18 protein-coding genes and 1 tRNA gene are annotated in these 22,022 nt (G+C 60.1%); 13 read left to right on the top strand and 6 right to left on the bottom strand.

Annotation, left to right across the window (positions count from 1 at the left end; genetic code table 11):
* The first annotated feature begins 326 nt into the window (after positions 1-326).
* From sdhC to brnQ, 11 genes are all read left to right on the top strand, one after another.
* Positions 327-713, top strand: coding sequence for a succinate dehydrogenase, cytochrome b556 subunit (sdhC, locus tag ASF66_RS00105; protein ID WP_177331276.1), 387 nt, complete (start codon positions 327-329; stop codon positions 711-713).
* Positions 707-1,075 carry a succinate dehydrogenase, hydrophobic membrane anchor protein gene (gene sdhD / locus ASF66_RS00110; RefSeq protein WP_049859853.1) on the top strand — a complete coding sequence of 123 codons (369 nt, stop codon included), beginning with the start codon at positions 707-709 and terminating at the stop codon, positions 1,073-1,075. The genes sdhC and sdhD overlap by 7 nt, the downstream gene beginning before the upstream one ends.
* A gap of 3 nt (positions 1,076-1,078) precedes the next feature.
* A complete protein-coding gene (sdhA, locus tag ASF66_RS00115; protein ID WP_056842218.1) occupies positions 1,079-2,851 on the top strand; it encodes a succinate dehydrogenase flavoprotein subunit in 1,773 nt (590 codons plus the stop codon).
* A gap of 11 nt (positions 2,852-2,862) precedes the next feature.
* On the top strand, positions 2,863-3,567 hold the full coding sequence (locus ASF66_RS00120) for a succinate dehydrogenase iron-sulfur subunit (RefSeq protein ID WP_043193659.1): 705 nt from the start codon (positions 2,863-2,865) through the stop codon (positions 3,565-3,567).
* A gap of 246 nt (positions 3,568-3,813) precedes the next feature.
* Positions 3,814-6,645 (top strand): 2-oxoglutarate dehydrogenase E1 component, encoded by a 2,832-nt coding sequence (locus ASF66_RS00125; protein WP_049859855.1) that lies wholly within the window; start codon positions 3,814-3,816, stop codon positions 6,643-6,645.
* A 42-nt stretch (positions 6,646-6,687) separates the two neighbouring features.
* Positions 6,688-7,923 (top strand): 2-oxoglutarate dehydrogenase complex dihydrolipoyllysine-residue succinyltransferase, encoded by a 1,236-nt coding sequence (odhB, locus tag ASF66_RS00130; RefSeq protein ID WP_056842219.1) that lies wholly within the window; start codon positions 6,688-6,690, stop codon positions 7,921-7,923.
* Between the two features lie 100 nt (positions 7,924-8,023).
* Positions 8,024-9,457: a dihydrolipoyl dehydrogenase gene (gene lpdA, locus ASF66_RS00135; protein ID WP_049859857.1), complete on the top strand. Its 1,434-nt coding sequence runs from the start codon at positions 8,024-8,026 to the stop codon at positions 9,455-9,457.
* 177 nt (positions 9,458-9,634) lie between these two features.
* Complete coding sequence (sucC, locus tag ASF66_RS00140) at positions 9,635-10,801, top strand: ADP-forming succinate--CoA ligase subunit beta (RefSeq protein ID WP_049859858.1); 1,167 nt, start codon at positions 9,635-9,637, stop codon at positions 10,799-10,801.
* Positions 10,801-11,682 carry a succinate--CoA ligase subunit alpha gene (gene sucD / locus ASF66_RS00145; protein WP_049859859.1) on the top strand — a complete coding sequence of 294 codons (882 nt, stop codon included), beginning with the start codon at positions 10,801-10,803 and terminating at the stop codon, positions 11,680-11,682. Before sucC ends, sucD begins: the two co-directional genes overlap by 1 nt.
* 518 nt (positions 11,683-12,200) lie before the next feature.
* The gene (mqo, locus tag ASF66_RS00150; protein ID WP_049859860.1) at positions 12,201-13,853 is read left to right on the top strand and encodes a malate dehydrogenase (quinone); all 1,653 of its coding nucleotides are present in this window, start codon (positions 12,201-12,203) and stop codon (positions 13,851-13,853) included.
* Between the two features lie 272 nt (positions 13,854-14,125).
* Positions 14,126-15,439 carry a branched-chain amino acid transport system II carrier protein gene (brnQ, locus tag ASF66_RS00155; RefSeq protein ID WP_056842220.1) on the top strand — a complete coding sequence of 438 codons (1,314 nt, stop codon included), beginning with the start codon at positions 14,126-14,128 and terminating at the stop codon, positions 15,437-15,439.
* Between the two features lie 58 nt (positions 15,440-15,497).
* Here the strand turns inward: brnQ and ASF66_RS00160 are convergent, their stop codons facing one another.
* The 3 genes from ASF66_RS00160 to ASF66_RS00170 all read right to left on the bottom strand — a co-directional run bounded on the left by ASF66_RS00160 (position 15,498) and on the right by ASF66_RS00170 (position 16,631).
* On the bottom strand, positions 15,498-15,824 hold the full coding sequence (locus ASF66_RS00160; RefSeq protein WP_043190613.1) for an Arc family DNA-binding protein: 327 nt from the start codon (positions 15,822-15,824) through the stop codon (positions 15,498-15,500).
* A 383-nt stretch (positions 15,825-16,207) separates the two neighbouring features.
* The gene (locus ASF66_RS23060) at positions 16,208-16,393 is read right to left on the bottom strand and encodes a PA3371 family protein (protein ID WP_056842221.1); all 186 of its coding nucleotides are present in this window, start codon (positions 16,391-16,393) and stop codon (positions 16,208-16,210) included.
* Between the two features lie 10 nt (positions 16,394-16,403).
* Positions 16,404-16,631, bottom strand: a complete 228-nt coding sequence (locus ASF66_RS00170; RefSeq protein ID WP_056842222.1) for a hypothetical protein — start codon at positions 16,629-16,631, stop codon at positions 16,404-16,406.
* Positions 16,632-16,930: 299 nt separating this feature from the next.
* On the opposite strand from ASF66_RS00170, the gene ASF66_RS00175 reads away from it, so the two are divergent.
* Positions 16,931-17,007 (top strand) — tRNA-Arg (locus ASF66_RS00175).
* Between the two features lie 152 nt (positions 17,008-17,159).
* Here the strand turns inward: ASF66_RS00175 and dctA are convergent.
* Together dctA and ASF66_RS00185 are read right to left on the bottom strand one after the other, a co-directional pair.
* Positions 17,160-18,467, bottom strand: coding sequence for a C4-dicarboxylate transporter DctA (gene dctA, locus ASF66_RS00180; RefSeq protein WP_056842223.1), 1,308 nt, complete (start codon positions 18,465-18,467; stop codon positions 17,160-17,162).
* A 102-nt stretch (positions 18,468-18,569) separates the two neighbouring features.
* A complete protein-coding gene (locus ASF66_RS00185; RefSeq protein ID WP_056842224.1) occupies positions 18,570-19,739 on the bottom strand; it encodes a mandelate racemase/muconate lactonizing enzyme family protein in 1,170 nt (389 codons plus the stop codon).
* A gap of 99 nt (positions 19,740-19,838) precedes the next feature.
* Between ASF66_RS00185 and ASF66_RS00190 the strand changes: the two genes are divergently transcribed.
* A complete protein-coding gene (locus tag ASF66_RS00190; RefSeq protein WP_056843384.1) occupies positions 19,839-20,744 on the top strand; it encodes a LysR family transcriptional regulator in 906 nt (301 codons plus the stop codon).
* Here the strand turns inward: ASF66_RS00190 and ASF66_RS00195 are convergent.
* Positions 20,722-21,870, bottom strand: a complete 1,149-nt coding sequence (locus tag ASF66_RS00195) for an MFS transporter (RefSeq protein WP_082484322.1) — start codon at positions 21,868-21,870, stop codon at positions 20,722-20,724. The genes ASF66_RS00190 and ASF66_RS00195 overlap by 23 nt on opposite strands.
* Positions 21,871-22,022 lie beyond the last annotated feature (152 nt).

The following is a 22,022-nucleotide window of genomic DNA, read 5'->3' on the forward strand; positions in this document are numbered from 1 at the left end:
TCATCAGACAGACCCCCCACGCAGGGCCCGCACCACTATAGTGAGATAAATTCGAATGTCAATTTGCTTAAAGTGAGGCCCCAGAGGGCTTCGAGCGTGCTTTTTTCGCGAAATTCCGACTCGTTCAAGCCTTTTGCCCCGCCTGCGCAATCCGCCGTCCGAGACCTGCGAGTGCGTTGTCATTAGTAGCCTAACTGTCTATACTCGGCAGCCGACCGCCGGGGGCTTTTCCGAGCCATTTCGACGGGGTCGTCACTCCCTGGGTGGTGAGTACCTGACCAGTACACTTCCCTACAACTTGCCCTGCTTGCTAGGGGCTCTTCAGTGTGAAAAAAGCCGTGAATAGCCAACGACCTGTAAACCTAGACCTAAGGACCATCAAACTCCCTGTCACTGCTTACACGTCCATTCTCCATCGTATATCCGGTGTCATCCTGTTCCTGGGCATCGCTCTCATGCTGTACGCATTGAGCAAATCCCTGGGCTCCGAGGAAGGCTTCGGCGAGGTGAAGGCGTATTTGACCAGCCCGCTGGCCAAGTTTGTGATCTGGGCCCTGCTGTCCGCCTTGCTGTATCACCTGGTGGCCGGTGTGCGCCACCTGATCATGGACATGGGCATCGGCGAGACGCTGGAAGGCGGCAAGCTGGGCTCCAAAATCGTTCTCATCATCTCGGTGGTGCTGATCGTTCTGGCAGGAGTTTGGGTATGGTAACCAACGTTACGAACCTTTCGCGTTCGGGCCTCTATGACTGGATGGCACAGCGCGTGTCTGCGGTCGTTCTCGCGGCTTATTTTCTGTTTCTGATCGGGTACATCATTGCCAATCCGGGCATGGAGTACACCCAATGGCACTCGCTGTTCAGCAGCAACTGGATGCGCATCTTCAGCCTCCTGGCCCTGGTCGCCCTGGGCGCCCACGCCTGGGTCGGCATGTGGACCATCGCCACCGACTACCTGACGCCGATGTCGTTCGGCAAGTCGGCCACGGCTATACGCTTCCTGTTCCAGGCGGTATGCGGCGTCGCGATGTTCGCGTACTTCGTCTGGGGTGTGCAGATTCTTTGGGGTATCTGATTCATGGCTAACATTAGTACGCTTTCCTTCGACGCCATCATCATTGGTGGTGGCGGTGCCGGTATGCGCGCAGCGCTGCAGCTGGCCCAGGGCGGTCACAAGACTGCCGTTGTCACCAAAGTCTTCCCGACTCGCTCGCACACCGTGTCGGCGCAGGGCGGCATCACGTGCGCCATCGCTTCGGCCGACCCGAACGATGACTGGCGCTGGCACATGTACGATACCGTCAAGGGTTCCGACTACATCGGTGACCAGGACGCTATCGAGTACATGTGTTCGGTAGGCCCGGAGGCCGTCTTCGAGCTCGAGCACATGGGGCTGCCGTTCTCGCGTACCGAGCAGGGCCGCATCTACCAGCGTCCGTTCGGTGGCCAGTCCAAGGACTTCGGCAAGGGCGGCCAGGCGGCACGTACCTGTGCTGCTGCCGACCGTACCGGTCACGCCTTGCTGCACACCCTCTATCAGGCGAACCTGAAGGCCGGCACTGTATTCCTGAACGAATACTATGCGGTGGATCTGGTGAAGAACCAGGACGGTGCGATCGTTGGCGTGATCGCCATCTGCATCGAAAACGGCGAAACCTCCTACATCCGTGCCAACGCCACCGTATTGGCAACTGGCGGGGCCGGGCGCATCTACTCGTCCACCACCAACGCCCTGATCAACACCGGTGACGGCGTCGGCATGGCCCTGCGTGCCGGTGTGCCGGTACAGGACATCGAGATGTGGCAGTTCCACCCGACCGGCATCGCTGGCGCAGGTGTACTGGTCACCGAAGGTTGCCGCGGTGAAGGCGGTTACCTGATCAACAAGCACGGCGAGCGTTTCATGGAACGCTACGCACCGAACGCCAAGGACCTTGCCGGTCGTGACGTGGTTGCGCGCTCCATGGTCAAGGAAATCATCGCCGGCAATGGCTGTGGTCCCGATGGCGATCACGTGATGCTCAAGCTCGATCACCTGGGCGAGGAAGTGCTGCACAGCCGCCTGCCGGGCATCATGGAGCTGTCCAAGACCTTTGCCCACGTCGATCCGGCCGCCGCGCCGATTCCTGTCGTGCCAACTTGTCATTACATGATGGGGGGTGTCGCTACCAACATCCACGGTCAGGCAATCACCCAGGATGCCAATGGCAACGACGCCATCATCCCTGGTCTGTTCGCCGTGGGCGAAGTGGCTTGCGTGTCGGTTCACGGTGCCAACCGCCTGGGTGGCAACTCGCTGCTCGACCTGGTGGTATTCGGCCGCGCCGCCGGCCTGCACCTGGAGCAGGCACTGAGCGAAGGCATCGACTACCGCCGTGCCAGCGACACCGATCTGGAAGTCGCCTTGGCGCGTCTGGACGGCCTCAATGCGCGGACTACCGGCGAAGACGTCGCCAGCCTGCGCAAGGAACTGCAGAGCTGCATGCAGAACTACTTCGGTGTGTTCCGTACCGGCGAGTACATGCAGAAAGGTATCGACCAGCTGGCCGGCCTGCGCGAGCGCATCGCCAACGTCAAGATCAACGACAAGAGCCAGGGCTTCAACACCGCCCGGATCGAAGCGCTGGAATTGCAGAACCTGCTGGAAGTGGCGGAAGCCACCGCGATCGCTGCAGAGCATCGCAAAGAGTCCCGCGGTGCTCACGCCCGTGAAGACTATGAAGATCGCGACGACGAAAACTGGCTGTGCCACACCCTGTACTTCCCGGGTGAAAAACGTGTTGCCAAGCGCGCCGTGAACTTCTCGCCGAAAACCGTTCCGACTTTCGAACCGAAAATCCGGACTTATTGAGGGTGGCCGTCATGTTGCAAGTCAGTGTTTATCGCTACAACCCGGATCAGGACGCAGCGCCGTCCATGCAGGAATTCCAGGTCGACACCGGTGGCAAGGATGTGATGGTGCTGGACGTGCTGGCCTTGATCAAGGAACAGGACGAAGGCTTTTCATATCGTCGCTCGTGCCGTGAAGGCGTGTGCGGTTCCGACGGCATGAACATCAACGGCAAGAACGGCCTGGCGTGCATCACACCGCTGTCCGCTGTCGTAAAAGGTAACAAGTTGATCGTGCGTCCGCTGCCAGGATTGCCCGTCATCCGTGACCTGGTCGTGGATATGAGCATCTTCTACAAGCAGTACGAGAAGGTGAAGCCGTTCCTGCAGAACGACACTCCGGCTCCGGCCATCGAGCGTCTGCAGACTCCGGAAGAGCGTGAAAAGCTTGACGGTCTGTACGAGTGCATCCTGTGTGCATGCTGCTCGACATCCTGCCCGTCGTTCTGGTGGAACCCCGACAAGTTCCTGGGCCCGGCAGCGTTGCTGCAGGCTTACCGTTTCCTGGCCGACAGCCGCGATACCCGGACCAGCGAGCGCCTCGCATCGATGGATGACCCGTTCAGCGTATTCCGCTGCCGCGGCATCATGAACTGCGTCAGCGTCTGCCCGAAAGGCTTGAACCCCACCAAGGCCATTGGCCATGTGCGGAACATGCTGTTGTCCAACGGCGTCTGATTCAACTGCTACACCGCAAGCCGTCACAGCGCAGGATCGATCCTGCGCTGTGACGAAAACCCGAGCGCGGCTGCGTATGGCTTCGCTTTTACTTTCGAAGAAACAAGACCAGCAGGGGCTCCGGGCTGGTACCCGGACTACCAGCGTACAACTCTGAGGTGGCTTGCACGGTCGCGCTACACGGACCGCGTCAATACGCCCAAGGTGTCAGCGCCGGTGGTGTCCCCTAACCGAGGGTGACCAAGCATGCAAGAAAGCGTGATGCAGCGCATGTGGAACAGCGCCCACCTATCCGGTGGTAACGCTGCCTATGTGGAAGAGCTCTATGAGCTTTACCTGCACGACCCTAACGCTGTGCCAGAGGAATGGCGCACCTACTTTCAGAAGTTGCCTGCCGAAGGCAGCACTGCCACCGACGTTGCACACTCCACCATTCGCGATCATTTCGTCCTGCTGGCCAAAAACCAGCGCCGTGCTCAACCGGTTTCCGCCGGGAGCGTGAGCAGCGAGCACGAAAAGAAGCAAGTGGAAGTGCTGCGACTGATTCAGGCCTACCGGATGCGCGGCCACCAGGCAGCCCAACTGGACCCGTTGGGGCTGTGGCAACGGCCTGCTCCGGCAGACCTGTCAATCAACCATTACGGCATGACCAATGCCGATCTGGATACGACCTTCCGTGCCGGCGACCTGTTCATCGGCAAGGAGGAGGCGAGCCTACGTGAAATTCTCGAGGCTTTGCAGCAGACATATTGCCGCACCATCGGCGCCGAGTTCACTCACATCACCGATTCCGAGCAGCGCAGCTGGTTCCAGCAGCGTCTGGAAAGCGTGCGCGGTCGTCCTTCGTTCTCGGCCGAGATCCGCAGCCACGTGCTGGAGCGCGTCACCGCTGCCGAAGGCCTTGAGAAGTATCTGGGCACCAAATACCCCGGCACCAAGCGTTTCGGTCTGGAAGGTGGCGAAGCCCTGATCCCGATGCTCGACGAGATGATTCAGCGCTCGGGCTCCTACGGCACCAAGGAAGTCGTGATCGGCATGGCCCACCGTGGCCGTCTCAACGTACTGGTCAACACCTTCGGCAAGAACCCTCGCGACCTGTTCGACGAGTTCGAAGGCAAGAAGAAGGTCGAGCTGGGCTCCGGTGACGTCAAGTACCACCAGGGCTTTTCGTCCAACGTGATGACCGCAGGTGGCGAAGTGCACCTGGCCATGGCGTTCAACCCGTCCCACCTGGAGATCGTTTCTCCGGTGGTCGAGGGTTCGGTACGTGCCCGCCAGGACCGTCGCAACGATGCGGTCGGCGACAAGGTGCTGCCGATCTCGCTGCACGGCGACGCTGCATTCGCCGGCCAGGGCGTGGTCATGGAAACCTTCCAGATGTCGCAGACCCGCGGTTTCAAGACCGGCGGTACCGTGCACATCGTGATCAACAACCAGGTTGGTTTCACCATCAGCAACCCGTACGACGCGCGCTCCACCGAGTACGCGACCGACGTGGCCAAGATGATCCAGGCGCCGATCCTGCACGTGAACGGCGATGATCCGGAAGCCGTGGTGTTCGTCACCCAGCTGGCCATCGACTACCGCATGCAGTTCAAGCGCGACGTGGTCATCGACCTGGTGTGCTACCGCCGTCGCGGCCACAACGAGGCCGACGAGCCAAGTGGCACCCAGCCGCTGATGTACCAGCAGATCGCCAAGCAGCGCACCACCCGCGAGCTGTATGCCGAAAGCCTGATCAAGGCCGGCGTGCTCGACGAAGGCAGCGTGCAGAGCCAGATCGACGAGTACCGCAATGCGCTGGACAACGGTCTGCACGTGGTCAAGAGCCTGGTCAAGGAACCAAACAAGGAATTGTTCGTCGACTGGCGTCCCTACTTGGGCCATGCCTGGACGGCGCGCCATGACACGCGCTTCGACCTCAAGACCCTGCAGGAACTGTCCGCCAAGCTGCTGGAGATTCCCGAAGGTTTCGTGGTGCAGCGTCAGGTGTCCAAGATCTACGAAGATCGCCAGAAGATGCAGGCCGGTGGCTTGCCGATCAACTGGGGCTATGCCGAGACCATGGCGTACGCCACCTTGGCCTTCGAAGGTCACCCGATCCGCATGACCGGCCAGGACATCGGCCGCGGCACCTTCTCGCACCGCCATGCGGTGTTGCACAACCAGAAGGATGCTGCGACCTACATTCCGCTGCAGAACCTGTACAACGGCCAGCCGCGCTTCGATCTGTACGATTCGTTCCTGTCCGAAGAGGCGGTTCTGGCGTTCGAATACGGCTACTCGACTACCTCGCCCAACGCGTTGGTGATCTGGGAAGCGCAGTTCGGTGACTTCGCCAACGGTGCACAGGTCGTGGTCGACCAGTTCATCACCAGCGGCGAGCACAAGTGGGGCCGTCTGTGCGGTCTGACCATGCTGCTGCCGCACGGCTACGAAGGGCAGGGCCCGGAGCACTCGTCGGCGCGTCTGGAGCGTTACCTGCAGCTGTGCGCCGAGCACAACATTCAGGTGTGCGTGCCCACCACGCCCGCGCAGATCTACCATCTGCTGCGTCGTCAGGTGATCCGTCCGCTGCGCAAGCCACTGATCGTGCTCACGCCCAAGTCGCTGCTGCGTCACAAGCTCGCGGTGTCGACCCTGGAAGACCTGGCTGAAGGTTCGTTCCAGACCGTCATCCCGGAGATCGATACCCTGGACGCCGCCAAGGTGACGCGTCTGGTGCTGTGCAGCGGCAAGGTCTACTACGACCTGCTGGAGAAGCGCCGCGCCGAAGGCCGCGAAGATGTCGCCATCGTGCGTATCGAGCAGCTGTATCCGTTCCCTGAAGACGACTTGATGGAAGCGATCGCTGCCTACACCAATCTGGAGCACGTGGTCTGGTGTCAGGAAGAGCCGATGAACCAGGGTGCCTGGTACAGCAGTCAGCATCACTTGCGCCGCAGCATGAGCAATCACAAGAAGACCCTGGTCCTCGAGTATGCCGGCCGTGACGCATCGGCTGCCCCGGCTTGTGGTTACGCTTCGATGCATGCCGAGCAGCAAGCCAAATTGCTGCAAGATGCCTTCACCGTTTAATGCCAACGCGCACCTGAAACCGAATTTAAGGAATTACTGATAATGGCTATCGAGATCAAAGCCCCTACCTTCCCGGAATCGGTCGCCGACGGCACCGTTGCGACCTGGCACAAGCAGCCGGGCGATGCGGTCAAGCGCGATGACCTGATCGTTGACATCGAGACCGACAAGGTCGTCCTGGAAGTACTGGCCACTGCCGACGGCGTCCTGGGCGCGATCGTCAAGAACGAAGGCGACACCGTTCTGTCGGACGAAGTCCTGGGCTCCATCGAGGAGGGCGGTGCTGCCGCCGCTGCACCTGCTGCTGCACCTCAGGCCGCTGCCGCGCCTCAAGCCGCCGCACCACAGGCCGCCTCGGCGCCTGCGGCCGGCGACGATGACGCCATCGGTGGTCCCGCTGCACGCAAGCTGGCCGAAGAAAACGGCATCAACCTGAACAGCGTCAAGGGCACCGGCAAAGACGGTCGCGTCACCAAGGAAGACCTGGTCGCCGCCATCGAAGCCAAGAAATCGGCACCGGTCGCCAAGCCTGCCATGCCTGCCGCTGCAGCCGCCGTGGTCCAGACCACCGGCGACCGCACCGAGAAGCGCGTGCCGATGACCCGTCTGCGCGCCAAGGTCGCTGAACGTCTGGTCGAAGCCCAGTCGAACATGGCCATGCTGACCACCTTCAACGAAGTCGACATGACCGAAGTCATGGCCTTGCGCTCCAAGTACAAGGACCTGTTCGAGAAGTCGCACAACGGCGTGCGCCTGGGCTTCATGTCGTTCTTCGTCAAGGCAGCCACCGAGGCGCTCAAGCGCTTCCCGGCTGTCAACGCCTCGATCGACGGCTCCGACATCGTCTACCACGGCTACGCCGACGTCGGTGTCGCGGTGTCCAGCGACCGTGGCCTGGTGGTTCCCGTCCTGCGCAATGCCGAGGCCATGAGCCTGGCCGAGATCGAAGGCGGCATCGCCACCTTCGGCAAGAAAGCGCGCGACGGCAAGCTGTCGATGGACGAAATGACCGGGGGTACCTTTACCATCACCAACGGTGGTACCTTCGGTTCGATGATGTCGACCCCGATCGTCAACCCGCCGCAGGCGGCCATCCTGGGCATGCACAACATTCTGCAGCGTCCCATGGCGATCAACGGCCAAGTGGTCATCCGCCCGATGATGTACCTGGCGCTGTCCTATGACCACCGCCTGATCGATGGTAAGGAAGCCGTGACGTTCCTGGTGACCATCAAGAACCTGCTGGAAGATCCAGCTCGTCTGTTGCTGGATATCTGACAAGGCAGCCACAGGTAGCGGGATCCGCCATCGAGCCCACGCAGCTTGATCCGGGTCCCGTTGGCTGGGCTTCAAGCATGCCGCTAATAGGAATTGTTTTATGACTCAGAAATTCGACGTGGTAGTGATTGGCGCAGGCCCTGGTGGCTACGTCGCTGCCATCAAGGCCGCACAACTGGGCCTCAAGACTGCCTGTATCGAGAAGTATCAAGACGGCGAGGGCAAGCTGGCCCTCGGCGGTACCTGCCTGAACGTGGGTTGCATTCCGTCCAAGGCACTGCTGGACAGCTCGTGGAAATTCCACGAAGCCCAGGACGGCTTTGCCATCCACGGTATCAACCATGCCGGCGTGACCATGGACGTCCCGGCGATGATTGGTCGCAAGTCCAACATCGTCAAGAACCTGACTGGCGGCGTTGCCGGCCTGTTCAAGTCCAACGGTGTGACCGTCCTGCAAGGCCACGGCAAACTGCTGGCTGGCAAGAAAGTCGAAGTGACCGGCCCCAACGGCGTTGAAGTCGTCGAAGCCGACAACGTCATTCTGGCTTCCGGCTCGCGTCCGATCGACATTCCACCGGCGCCGGTCGACCAGAAGATCATCGTCGACTCCACCGGTGCGCTGGAATTCCAGCAGGTGCCCAAGCGTCTCGGCGTTATCGGTGCCGGCGTGATCGGTCTGGAACTGGGTTCGGTATGGTCGCGCCTTGGCGCCCAGGTCACCGTGCTCGAAGCGCTGGACACGTTCCTCATGGCTGCCGACACCGCGGTGTCCAAGGAAGCCCTGAAGACCATGACCAAGCAAGGCCTGGACATCAAGCTCGGCGCTCGCGTGACCGGCTCCGAGGTTCAGGGCGAAGAAGTCGTGGTCAAGTACACCGATGCCAATGGCGAGCAGTCGATCACTTTCGACAAGCTGATCGTCGCCGTGGGCCGTCGTCCGGTGACCACCGACCTGCTGGCTTCGGACAGCGGCGTTGACATCGACGAGCGCGGCTTCATCTATGTCGATGACTACTGCGCGACCAGCGTCCCTGGCGTCTATGCCATTGGTGACGTGGTCCGTGGTCTGATGCTGGCGCACAAGGCGTCAGAGGAAGGCATTATGGTCGTCGAGCGCATCAAGGGCCACAAGGCCGTGATGAACTACGATCTGATTCCATCGGTCATCTACACCCACCCGGAAATCGCATGGGTCGGCAAGACCGAGCAGGCGCTCAAGGCCGAAGGCGTTGAAGTCAACGTCGGCAGCTTCCCGTTCGCGGCCAGCGGTCGTGCAATGGCAGCCAACGACACCGGCGGTTTCGTCAAGGTCATCGCCGATGCCAAGACCGACCGCGTACTGGGTGTCCACGTGATCGGCCCAAGCGCCGCAGAACTGGTTCAGCAGGGCGCCATCGCCATGGAATTCGGCACCAGTGCCGAAGACCTGGGCATGATGGTCTTCTCGCATCCGACCCTGTCGGAAGCCCTGCACGAAGCGGCCCTGGCCGTGAATGGCGGCGCCATCCACATCGCCAACCGCAAGAAGCGTTAAACAATAAGAAACCACGGTGGATTGCCCGTCGCATGCCCTGTCCGCAGGGGTGCCGCGGAACGTCCGCCGGACTCGCCTCGTCGGTCAACCGGCGAGTAGCAGTCACAGGTGGCGCGGCACTTCAATCACGAAGCGCAGCGCCGAAAAGCGCAGTATCTAACGAAGACGGTAATAAGCATGAATCTTCACGAGTATCAGGGTAAGCAGCTGTTCGCTGAATACGGCCTGCCAGTATCCAAGGGTTACGCGGTAGACACCCCCGAAGAAGCCGCAGAAGCCTGCGACAAGATCGGCGGCAGCGAGTGGGTCGTCAAGGCCCAGGTCCACGCCGGTGGCCGTGGTAAAGCTGGTGGTGTAAAGCTGGTTCGCAGCAAGGAAGACGCCAAGGCTTTCGCTCAGCAGTGGCTGGGCAAGCGTCTGGTGACTTACCAGACTGATGCCAACGGTCAGCCTGTCACCAAGATCCTGGTCGAGTCCTGCACCGATATCGCCAAAGAGCTGTATCTGGGCGCCGTAGTGGACCGCTCCAGCCGTCGCATCGTGTTCATGGCTTCCACCGAAGGTGGCGTGGACATCGAGAAGATCGCTCACGACACCCCCGAGAAGATCCTCAAGTCCACCATCGATCCGTTGGTCGGCGCTCAGCCGTTCCAGGGCCGCGAGCTGGCATTCCAGCTGGGTCTGGAAGGCAAGCAGGTTGCCCAGTTCGCCAAGATCTTCGTTGGCCTGGCCAAGCTGTTCCAGGACCACGACCTGGCCCTGCTGGAAGTCAACCCGTTGGTCATCAAGGCGGACGGCGATCTGCATTGCCTCGATGCCAAGATCAACATCGACGCCAATGCCATGTACCGTCAGCCCAAGCTGAAGGGTTTCCACGATCCTTCGCAGGACGACCCGCGTGAAGCGCACGCTGCCAAGTTCGAACTGAACTACGTGGCGCTGGAAGGCAACATCGGTTGCATGGTCAACGGTGCCGGCCTGGCCATGGGTACCATGGACATCGTCAACCTGCACGGCGGCAAGCCAGCCAACTTCCTCGACGTTGGCGGCGGTGCTACCAAGGAACGCGTGACCGAAGCGTTCAAGATCATTCTGTCCGACACCAATGTCGCGGCCGTACTGGTCAACATCTTCGGCGGCATCGTTCGTTGCGACATGATTGCCGAAGGCATCATCGGCGCGGTGAAGGAAGTCGGCGTGAAAATCCCGGTGGTTGTGCGCCTTGAAGGCAACAACGCTGAACTGGGCGCTAAAGTACTGGCGGAAAGCGGTCTGAACATCATCGCAGCCACCAGCCTGACCGACGCTGCTCAACAAGTTGTCAAAGCTGCGGAGGGCAAGTAATGAGCGTCCTGATCAATAAAGACACCAAGGTCATCTGCCAGGGCTTCACCGGCTCGCAGGGTACTTTCCACTCCGAACAGGCCATCGCCTACGGCACCAAGATGGTTGGCGGCGTGACTCCGGGAAAGGGTGGTACCACCCACCTGAACCTGCCTGTGTTCAACACCGTGAAAGAAGCCGTGGAAACCACAGGCGCTACCGCCTCGGTCATCTACGTACCGGCTCCTTTCTGCAAGGATTCCATCCTTGAAGCGGCGTTCGGCGGCATCAAGCTGATCGTCTGCATCACCGAAGGCATTCCGACCATCGATATGCTGGAAGCCAAGGTCAAGTGCGACGAGCTGGGTGTCATCCTGATCGGCCCCAACTGCCCAGGCGTGATCACTCCGGGCGAGTGCAAGATCGGCATCATGCCAGGCCACATCCACTTGCCAGGCAAGGTCGGTATCGTGTCGCGTTCCGGCACCCTGACCTATGAAGCCGTCAAGCAGACCACCGACGCCGGTTTCGGCCAGTCGACCTGCGTCGGTATCGGCGGTGACCCGATCCCGGGCTCGAACTTCATCGACATCCTGAAGCTGTTCCAGGAAGACCCACAGACCGAAGCGATCGTCATGATCGGCGAGATCGGTGGTTCGGCCGAAGAAGAAGCCGCTGCCTACATCAAGGCACACGTGACCAAGCCGGTCGTTTCCTACATCGCTGGTGTGACTGCCCCTCCAGGCAAGCGCATGGGCCATGCCGGTGCAATCATCTCGGGCGGCAAGGGCACTGCAGACGAGAAGTTTGCTGCCCTGCAGGACGCTGGTGTGAAAACCGTGCGTTCGCTGGCTGATATCGGCAAGGCCTTGGCCGAGCTGACTGGCTGGGCGGTCAAGTAAACTTCGCTTACCTGCACGTGTAGTCGCAAAAGCCACCTTCGGGTGGCTTTTGTGTTTCTGGAAGATAAGCTCACGGTGACAACGAATCGAGACGATTGTTGCAGGGGCAGTACAAGCTTTCTGCGACTTTGGGATGGTTGCGTTAGCGAGCCTCATGTACTATGTCGACCCGCCAGATTGTCGCAGCTCGCTGAAACGTTAAATCGTCTCTTCCGGGCGTGGTTGACGTCTGTGTCAGTGGGTCGAATCAAGCGGTTCAAATCAAGTTGGTGGAATTCTGTACGGCCCTGCTTCGGCAGCCGCAGGATTCAGCGTCGCTCAAGTAGCTGAAGACAATATTCAACAAGAAGAAGTCAGCGCAGGAGAGACATGAAAGTGAGACCGAGCACTGTCGTACGGTCTTGTATGTCTGCCCGTCAGTCCCTCTGAATGCCCGTGTGCGCTGGATTTGCCAATGAATGCTGGCTGTTCCGGGTCGCGACGACGGATGGATGACGTTCTATCCTAGGAATTTCTGAATGTTGAAGAAAGCGAACACAGCGCTGCTGGGTCTGGCTCTGTCCATCGGGATGGTGTCGGCACAAGCGGCCGAAGCGAAGAAAGTCGACGTCCTGCTGATCGGCGGCGGTGTCATGAGCGCCACGCTGGGCGTGCTGCTCAACGAGCTCGAGCCGAGCTGGTCGATGGAAATGGTCGAGCGCCTGGACGCTGTCGCCGAAGAAAGCTCCAATGGATGGAACAACGCGGGTACCGGCCACTCGGCCCTGGCCGAGCTGAACTACACCCCGGAAGACAAGGACGGCAAGGTCCAGATCGCCAAGGCGATCGAGATCAACGAAGCCTTCCAGATTTCCCGTCAGTTCTGGGCTCACCAGGTGACGGTGGGGGTGTTGAAGAACCCACGCACGTTCATCAACTCCACTCCGCACATGAGCTTCGTCTGGGGCGACAACAACATTGAGTTCCTCAAGAAGCGCTATGAAGCGCTGAAGGCGAGCCCGCTGTTCGCCGGCATGCAGTTCTCCCAGGATCACGAGCAGATCAAGAAGTGGGTGCCGTTGATGATGGAGGGTCGTGACCCTAATCAGAAACTGGCCGTCACCTGGAGCCCGCTGGGTACCGACATGAACTTCGGCGAGATTACTCGTCAGTACGTCGGTCACCTGAAGGACCAGAAAGGCTTCGACCTGAAGCTTTCCAGCGAAGTTGAAGACATCAAGCGCAATGACGATGGTTCGTGGCGCGTGACCTACAAGAACCTGAAAGACGGCACCAAGACCGAGACCGACGCCAAGTTCGTGTTCATCGGTGCCGGTGGCGCTGCCCTGCATCTGCTGCAGGATTCGGGTATTCCAGAAGCCAAGGAATACGGTGGCTTCCCAGTGGGCGGCTCGTTCCTGGTGACCGAGAACCCAAGTGTGGCCATGCAGCATATGGCCAAGGCCTACGGCATCGCATCGACCGGTGCACCGCCCATGTCCGTTCCGCACCTGGACACCCGTGTCCTGGACGGCAAGCGCGTAGTCCTGTTTGGCCCATTCGCCACCTTCTCGACCAAGTTCCTGAAGAACGGTTCGTACCTGGATCTGCTGACCAGCACCAACCTGCACAACGTATGGCCCATGACCAAGGTCGGCATCGAGCAATACCCGCTGATCGAATACCTGGCCGGTCAGGTCATGCTGTCGGACGACGATCGCTTCGAAGCCTTGAAGCAGTACTTCCCGCACGCCAAGAAAGAAGACTGGCGCCTGTGGCAGGCTGGCCAGCGCGTGCAGATCATCAAGCGTGACGCAGACAAGGGCGGCGTGCTGAAACTGGGTACTGAAATCGTCGTCTCCAAGGACAGCAGCATTGCTGGTTTGCTGGGTGCATCGCCTGGCGCATCGACGGCTGCACCGATCATGATCAACGTGCTGGAAAAGGCGTTCAAGGACAAGGTCGCGACGCCCGAGTGGCAAGCCAAGCTGCGCCAGATCGTGCCTAGCTACGGTACTGCGCTGAACAACTCCCCGGAAGCTGTGCAGAAAGAGTGGAACTACACCGCGAAGATTCTGCAGTTGGCCGTTGCTCCTCCTGTGATCGACCAGGCCGCTGCCGCTGCCAACCCGATCGAAGGCCAGACGGCACCGAAAGCTGAAAGCAACCCAGCGGCCGACATGGCGCTGTAAGTCCGGGCCTCACGCCTGAGGCTTCTGGAACAAGCTGTATCGTTTCCGCTGAGTCTTGCACCGATGCGACACTCAGGTGCACTCAGCGGACACTTCGCACTGCAACAGTGCGAGGGGCGTCGAATTTCGCTACTCTACGCGCCATTTTGCCGGGCCCGCCCACAAGGCAGCCGCCTGCGCATTCAGTCTGGCCTCATCCGGTCGACCGTGTTTCCCTCAATCCATGGGGAAAACCTCTCTCAATTCCAATCTATTGACGTGGTTTCCTTCCAATGAAAGTGCTTAAAGGCCAGGATATTCTGGCGCTTGGTTTCATGACGTTCGCCTTGTTCGTAGGCGCGGGCAATATCATCTTTCCACCCTTCGTCGGCCTGCAGGCTGGGCCGAACGTCTGGATGGCGGCATTGGGCTTCCTGGTGACGGCGGTAGGTCTGCCGGTGATCACCGTGGTGGCGCTGGCCAGGGTCGGCGGTTCGATGGATGCGCTTAGCAGCCCGATCGGCAAGCTGGCGGGTGGTCTGTTGGCCGCCGTGTGCTATCTGGCGGTGGGCCCGTTGTTCGCAACGCCGCGCACCGCCACCGTGTCGTTTGCCGTAGGCCTGGCGCCCTTGACCGGTGAAACGCCGCTGGCGCTGTTTCTCTACAGCGCGGTGTACTTCCTGCTGGTATACATCGTTTCACTCTACCCCGGGCGCCTGCTCGATACCGTAGGACGGTTTCTGGCTCCGCTGAAAATCATCGCTCTGGCCGTATTGGGTATCGCTGCGTTTGCCTTGCCGGTAGGTCCCAGCGGTGATGCAGTACCCGAGTATGTCGCTGCGCCATTTTCACTCGGCTTCATCAATGGTTACCTGACCATGGATACGTTGGGTGCGCTGGTGTTCGGCATCGTCATCGTCAACGCCATTCGCTCCAGAGGGGTCGAGTCGCCCAAGCTGATCACGCGCTACGCGATCATCGCCGGGCTGATTGCCGGAGTAGGGCTGGCCCTGGTGTACATCAGTCTGTTCCGTCTTGGGTCGGGCAGCCACGCCGTTGCGGCCGGTGCTACCAACGGCGCTGCGGTTCTGCATGCCTATGTGCAGCACACCTTCGGTGGGCTGGGCAGTGGTTTCCTGGCCGTGCTGATCTCGCTGGCATGCCTGGTGACTGCTGTTGGCCTGACCTGCGCCTGCGCCGAGTATTTCAGCCGAGTCCTGCCACTGTCCTACAAGACGCTGGTGCTCTTGCTGGCGCTGTTCTCGCTGCTGGTATCCAACCTGGGCTTGACCAAGCTGATCGCGTTTTCCATCCCCGTGCTGACCGCCATCTACCCGCCCTGCATCGTGCTGGTGGCGCTGAGTTTCTGCGCCGGGTTGTGGTATTCACAATCGCGCATTCTTGGTCCGGTGATGCTCGTCTCGTTGCTGTTCGGCCTCATTGATGCGATCAAGGGGGCGGGTCTTTCGCAGTGGTTGCCAGCATCCTTGCTCGACCTTCCGCTGAGTGAACAAGGTCTGGCCTGGCTGGTGCCGTCGGTTGCTGTGCTGCTCGTGGCGGTGGTAATCGATCGTGTGCTGGGCGCGCGCGTTCACGCTGCGGCCTGAGCCTTTCGTCACCCACAAAAAAGCCAGCTCTAGAGCTGGCTTTTTTTTGCGGCGGTGTTCATGACGCTTCGGCTGCGGCCTCGACGTCATGGGCGATCAAGGACACCAGTGCATTTTGCTGTCGGTGCGACAGCTGACGGAAACGCTGCAGGAGCTCACGCTCATGCAGGGACAATTCCGGGCTGTCCATCTTCATGCTCAACTCTTCACCCAAGGCACCTTCCTGGATCAGGCTCTGTTCCAGGCGTGCGATGATCTCCGAGTTCATGCTGCGGTGATGGTTACGAGCCACCTCAGCAATCTGCTCACGCATCCCGTCAGGAAGACGTACTACGAATTTGTCAGCCGTGCGGCTGGAGTAAACAGCCTGTTTGAGTGGGCGCATAGTGATGACCGATAAGTTCAGGGGGAGCGGTTCTTGAAGTAGGCCGCAGGATGTCGGTTAGGACACGCCGATCGGCAAATTGTTCCAGCCTGCCGATGCGGCGCTATGATGCACTAATGCGACATAGCTTTGACGCCAATTCTGTGACAAATAATGATCCGAATCGTGGCATTTCGCCAGCCCCTCCTGCACTGTATTTTGCGCAGGCTGGCCGCATCTGTCAGGACACGTTCACATACAGAGTGGAGATCTCTTCAAGAGGTGCTCTGACCCGCTTTGTGCATACTGCGCACACCACGCGCGAGCTACCTTGGGGGGTAGCATAGTGACATCTGGGCCATTTGCTAGCATTGATTGTCGAGAGGTGTCGATCTTGTAGGCGATTAGCGTAACAGGGGATCGAATTTGATCCTGCGACCTTTGATCAGGGCCAGCAATAACGCAAGACTTGCGATACCGCCCATGGCTTGCAACGCGATCCCCAAGGCAGACGTGTGTTGTCCGAACGCGAATGCGCTGGTCCAACAGGCTATGGCAATCAACATGAATGCCAAGGCATATCTCGACATCTGCAACTCCTTAAAAGGTATAGCGTTCAGTGCGCTGGGTCGTGGCGGGCTCGCTGACCCCCTTGGCGGCCGTGAGCGGCGCCTCGGTACTGGAAGACGCAACGCGAGCGACGGGGGCGGGGATAAAGCGAGCGGCATCGACATGGACCAGTGCAGGATCAGTGGTCTGGCTGTGGAACTGAAAGCCAATGAGGATGACCAATGTCATAGCGTTGACCATCAAGAGTACGCTGTTCATTGAAATTCTCCGCAGCCTGAATGTCGAAGCGTGGTTCAGCATCGAATATAGCAGGCGGCGTGCCAACTTCAGAGATTGGGAAAAACTCAGTGATTTCAGCGGTATGCACAGTGCTCAGGGCAATTTGATATTGCATCCTGCACTGCCGAGTGCTGTTGAGTATTGCAAAATGCATGAACGCCGAAGCTGGGTTTTCGAACGACTCAACAAGGCAAAATCCTTTCCATGCTGCATGACAAACCGGGCCTGGCTGGGTAACATGCATGCCGTTCGTCGTGCCGCCCGGTACGCCGCTGTGTGTCTCAGTAGCTCAATTGGATAGAGCATCCCCCTCCTAAGGGGAAGGTTGCAGGTTCGAACCCCGCCTGGGACACCATTTTTACGTGCGATTATTTATCTGTCGTCAGCCTTTAAGGGCATCCAAAAACCAGACCGTCATGGCCTAGTGAGTTGTAACAACGTTTAATCGGTGTACTCAACGGTCCTGCGCCATGAGTCGTGATGCCCAGACGTGGCGAGCACGGCCTCTCACTTTTGCGCCAGCAGCGCTTTTTTCGCGGCCTTTTCGTCTTTCATGGCTGCCAGTTCACGCTGGCAGGTTTCGACGTCGAACGAGTTGTCCCACTTTGCAATCGCGATGGTGCCGATGCCGTTTCCGATCAGGTTGGTCACCGCGCGGGCTTCGTTGAGGAACCGGTCGATACCCAGCAGCAGCACCAGACCGACCAGAGGGATGGAGTGAATGGTGGTCAGCGTAGCCGCCAGCGTGACGAACCCGGCACCTGCCACGCCCGCCGAGCCTTTGGATGTCAGCAGGAACACGGCCAGCAGAATCATCTGGTCGGCGAACGTCAGGGGGGTATTGGTCGCCTGGGCGATGAAGATCGCTGCCATGGTCAGGTAGATGCAAGTGCCGTCGGCGTTGAACGTGTACCCGGTAGGCAGGACCATGCCCACGACCGATTTCCTGCAACCCAGCTTCTCCAGCTTGACCATCATGCGCGGCAATACCGCTTCGGTGGAGCAGGTGCCCAGCGTGATGAGTATTTCGTCCTTGAAGTAGCGCAGAAACTGCATCAACGGCATCCCCGACCAGCGGGCTACCGCGCCCAGCACGACCACGATGAATATCAGCGTCGTAATATAGAGCGCGACCAGCAACTGGCCGAGGGACAGCAAGGTGCCGATGCCGTATTTGCCGATGGTGAACGCCATGCCGGCGCCTGCGCCGAGCGGCGCCAGGCGCATGACCATGGCGACGATCTTGAACAGCCCTTGCAGGAAGAGATCGATGGTATTGATCAGCGGCTTGCTGACTTCGCCCAATTGAACCAGCGCGATGCCCATCAGTACCGACAGCAGTATGACCTGCAGCATCACGCCGTTGGAAAACGCACCGACGAAGGTGTGCGGGATGATGTTGAGGAAGAATTCGACCGTACCGCCTTGTTCGCTGGCCGCCTGGCTGTATTTGTTGATGGCACTGGCGTCGAGTGCATTGACGTTGATGTTCATGCCGACGCCGGGCTTGACGATATTGACCACGATCAAGCCTACGACCAACGCAATGGTCGAGAGGATCTCGAAGTAGATCAGGGCTTTGACGCCGATGCGGCCAACCTCCTTGATGCTACCCATTTTTGCGATGCCGACGACGACGGTACCGAAAATGATGGGTGCCAGAAGCATTTTGATCAGCTTGATGAAACCATCGGCAAAGGGTTGAAGCTTGGCGCCGATGTTGGGGGCGAAATAGCCGATGGCGGCACCGATGACGATGCCGATCAACACTTGGACATACAGCTGGCCGTACCAGCGAGATCTGGAGACTTCCACGAGAGCACCTCATTTTATTGTTGTGATGGGCGTGTGGCGTGGCGTCGGTGTCCGACGCCGGCGTCTGCGGCCTGTTCTGGGCAGGCCGCAGAAGGGCGGCGGTCAGCCTTCGCCCAGTTCGCGCATGACGGCGTACAGGGCCGACTTGGCTTCGAAGCCGACGCCCGGAATGTCCGGTAGGCCGACATAACCGTTTTCGACCTGGATGCCGTCGGCGAAGCCGCCAAATGGCTGGAACACATCCGGGTAGGATTCGTTGCCGCCCAGGTGCAGGCCGGCGGCGATGTTCAGCGACATCTGGTGGCCACCGTGCGGCACCACCCGACGCGAAGACCAGCCCAGCTCTTCCATCACCTTCAGGGTGCGCATGTATTCCACGAGCCCGTAGGACAGCGCGCAGTCGAACTGCAGGTAGTCGCGATCAGGGCGCATGCCACCGTGACGCAGCAGGTTGCGGGCGTCCTGATGGGAAAACAGGTTCTCGCCGGTGGCCATTGGCAGTTCGTAATGATTGGCCAGTTCGGCCTGGAGGGCGTAGTCCAGCGGATCACCGACTTCCTCATACCAGAACAGGTTGTACTGCTTGATCGCTTCGGCATAGGCGATGCCGGTCTGCAAATCGAAGCGGCCGTTGGCATCCACGGCCAGTCGACGGCCATCGCCTACCACCTCGAGAACGGCTTCGATACGGCGGATGTCTTCATCCAGCGGTACGGCACCGATCTTCATCTTGACGACGTCGTAGCCGCGGTCCAGATAGCTTTGCATCTCGGCCTTGAGCTTGGTCTGGTCCTTGCCGGGATAGTAATAACCACCCGCCGCGTAGACCCAGACCTTGTCGTCCGCGACGCCATTGCGGTAGCGGTCCGCCAGCAGGCGATACAGCGGCTTGCCTTCGATCTTGGCGACCGCATCCCACACCGCCATGTCCAGAGTGCCGACGGCGACCGAGCGCTCGCCATGACCGCCCGGCTTTTCGTTGGTCATCAGGGTTTTCCAGATGGCGAACGGATCGAGGTTGTCGTTTGCCGAATCGGTCAGGGTGTCGGGATCGGCTTCGGCGATGCGTGCCAGGAAGCGGTCACGCATCAGCGCGCCCTGACCGTAACGACCATTGGAGTTGAAGCCATAGCCGATCACCGGCTTGCCATCGCGAATCACGTCCGTGATCACGGCCACCACCGAGCAGGTCATCTTGGAGAAGTCGATGTAGGCGTTGGCAATGGGGGAGGCAATGGAGACGGTCTTTTCACGAATGTCCACGATGCGCATGGAGGGTTCCTCTTGTTGGTTGTGGCCTCACGTTATGCTTTGCGCAGTCACCCGCCCAATGCTATTAATGCCGAACCCTATGCACAGAAGGCATGGCCTGTGGAACTCGTCTGGCTTGAAGATCTTTCGGCGCTTGCCGAATACGGCAGCTTCGTGCGCGCCGCCGAAGCACGTCACATCACCCAGCCGGCTTTCAGCCGCAGGGTCCGTTCGCTGGAAAACTGGATGGGTGTGGAATTGCTCGTGCGCACGCCCCATGGCGCGACGTTGACGGAGGCAGGGCGCAAGATTCTACCCGGCGCCCAGGAGGCGGCCCGGCACCTTTACCGGCTGCGCAACGAGGCTCAGGAAGTGGCGGGCGTGTCGGCCCGGTCACTCAAGTTCGCTGCGACCCATTCGCTGTCGTTCACGTTTTTCCCCAAGTGGCTGCGCAGTTCCGAAACCGGTGCGCCGATCGAAGCGGTGCAGCTTCATTCCGACAGCATGGCCGTCTGCGAGCAGATGCTGATACACGGCCAGGTTCAGTTTCTGCTCTGCCATCGTCACCCCGACGTCCCACCGCTGCTGGCTCCCGACCAGTTCGTCAGCAAGAAGGTGGGTGAGGATGTTCTGGTACCGCTCGCCAGTGCCGGCGTTCATGTCGGTACGTCGCCGGCGGCACTTCCTTACCTGGCCTATACCCATCAATCAGGTCTGGGGCGGATCGTTGCTCACCGCCTTCGGGGCAAGGAGGACTACCTTCATCTGCAGCCTCTGTTCAGCAGTCATCTCGCGGCCGTGCTGATGTCGATGGCGCTGGAAAGCAAAGGCGTCGCCTGGCTACCCAAGAGCCTGACGGAGCAGGAAGTTCAGGAAGGCCGGCTGGTCAGGGCGCTCGACGAAGACTGGGACATACCGCTGGAGATTCATTTGACTCGGCCAAAAGGCCATCTGGGCCAGTCGGCCGAAGCGTTCTGGGCTAGGGCGGGCAGTGATCTGGCGCTTAGTCCGTTGCCGCGCGGCTGAAAGCCGATGCACGGGATGTGGCGCGTCCTGCAATTGCCGCCAGAATCGCGGCCATTGCCAGCAACGCTGCGCTGGACTCGAAGGTTGCACGGTAGCCGCTTGCGTCGAAGATCAGCCCGCCGAAGATGGCGCCAGAGGCGATGGCCAACTGGATGATCGCCACCATCAGGCCGCCGCCGGCATCGGCGTCGTCCGGCAGTGTCTTCGCGAGCCAGGTCCACCAGCCCACCGGTGCGGCCGTCGCCACCAGCCCCCAAAAACCGAGCAGTACAGCGGTCACCGTTGGTGAACTGCCGAAGGCAACCAGCGCCAAGGCCACCGCTGACATCAGCAGGGGAATGACGATCAGCGTGCGGTGCAGCCCATGCTTCAGGAAGGCCTCGATCAGGAACGTTCCGGCCAGCCCGGCCACCCCCAGTCCCAGAAGCATCAATGAGAGAGTGGAAACGCTGACGTGCGTGACCGTTTCCAGAAACGGGCGCAGGTAGGTGAACAGCATGAACTGGCCCATGAAAAACACGCTGATCGCGAGCATACCCAAGGCGACGGGTGCAGTTTTCAGCAAGGGGAACACATTGCTGCCGCTCGATCCGCCTTGCGGTTTCATGGAAGGAAGGCTTGCCAGCAGCCATGCACAGGCCACGACGGCGATGGGGAGCAGCGACAGGAACGCGCCGCGCCAGCCGATCAGGGCGCCGAGAAAGCTGCCCAGAGGGGCCGCGACTACAGTCGCCAGTGCGTTGCCACCGTTGACGACGGCCATGGCCCGAGTGATCTGCTCTTGCGGCACCAAGCGCATGGCGGTGGCTGCCGACAAGGACCAGAATCCGCCAATCGCGATGCCGATCACGGCCCGGCCGATCATGAATACCCAATAGTTGGGGGCGAACGCCACCACTGCGCCGGAGACGATCATCAGCACGGTGAGGGCAACCAGCAGTGGTCTGCGGTCCACCCGTGCGGCGACCGATGCGATCAAGAGGCTGGTGAACAGGGCAAACAGGCCCGATACGGAAATGCCCTGACCCGCCTGGCCCTCGGTGATGTGCAGATCCGAGGCGATGGGGGTGAGCAGGCTGACGGGCATGAATTCCGAGGCCACCAGTACGAAGGCAGCCAGTGACATGGCGAATACGGCACCCCAGGATTGGGGGGACTGAATAACAGGTTTCGGAGACCTTTCCATCCGATGTTGCCTATCCAATGAGTGTTCGGATGTGCATTCTCCTGCGCTCATGAGACGGTCTGTAGCGCATTTCACTGGATTACTTGCCTGAT

The organism is Pseudomonas sp. Leaf129 (assembly GCF_001423465.1).
GTDB lineage: Bacteria > Pseudomonadota > Gammaproteobacteria > Pseudomonadales > Pseudomonadaceae > Aquipseudomonas > Aquipseudomonas coleopterorum.

Excerpts from the sequence above, each read along its gene's own strand:
- sdhD (WP_049859853.1), top strand. The coding sequence starts at position 707 with ATGGTAACCAACGTTACGAACCTTTCGCGTTCGGGCCTCTATGACTGG.
- sdhA (WP_056842218.1), top strand. The coding sequence starts at position 1,079 with ATGGCTAACATTAGTACGCTTTCCTTCGACGCCATCATCATTGGTGGT.
- ASF66_RS00120 (WP_043193659.1), top strand. The coding sequence starts at position 2,863 with ATGTTGCAAGTCAGTGTTTATCGCTACAACCCGGATCAGGACGCAGCG.
- ASF66_RS00125 (WP_049859855.1), top strand. The coding sequence starts at position 3,814 with ATGCAAGAAAGCGTGATGCAGCGCATGTGGAACAGCGCCCACCTATCC.
- odhB (WP_056842219.1), top strand. The coding sequence starts at position 6,688 with ATGGCTATCGAGATCAAAGCCCCTACCTTCCCGGAATCGGTCGCCGAC.
- lpdA (WP_049859857.1), top strand. The coding sequence starts at position 8,024 with ATGACTCAGAAATTCGACGTGGTAGTGATTGGCGCAGGCCCTGGTGGC.
- sucC (WP_049859858.1), top strand. The coding sequence starts at position 9,635 with ATGAATCTTCACGAGTATCAGGGTAAGCAGCTGTTCGCTGAATACGGC.
- sucD (WP_049859859.1), top strand. The coding sequence starts at position 10,801 with ATGAGCGTCCTGATCAATAAAGACACCAAGGTCATCTGCCAGGGCTTC.
- mqo (WP_049859860.1), top strand. The coding sequence starts at position 12,201 with ATGTTGAAGAAAGCGAACACAGCGCTGCTGGGTCTGGCTCTGTCCATC.
- brnQ (WP_056842220.1), top strand. The coding sequence starts at position 14,126 with ATGAAAGTGCTTAAAGGCCAGGATATTCTGGCGCTTGGTTTCATGACG.
- ASF66_RS00160 (WP_043190613.1), bottom strand. The coding sequence starts at position 15,824 with ATGCGCCCACTCAAACAGGCTGTTTACTCCAGCCGCACGGCTGACAAA.
- ASF66_RS23060 (WP_056842221.1), bottom strand. The coding sequence starts at position 16,393 with ATGTCGAGATATGCCTTGGCATTCATGTTGATTGCCATAGCCTGTTGG.
- ASF66_RS00170 (WP_056842222.1), bottom strand. The coding sequence starts at position 16,631 with ATGAACAGCGTACTCTTGATGGTCAACGCTATGACATTGGTCATCCTC.
- ASF66_RS00185 (WP_056842224.1), bottom strand. The coding sequence starts at position 19,739 with ATGCGCATCGTGGACATTCGTGAAAAGACCGTCTCCATTGCCTCCCCC.
- ASF66_RS00195 (WP_082484322.1), bottom strand. The coding sequence starts at position 21,870 with ATGTCACTGGCTGCCTTCGTACTGGTGGCCTCGGAATTCATGCCCGTC.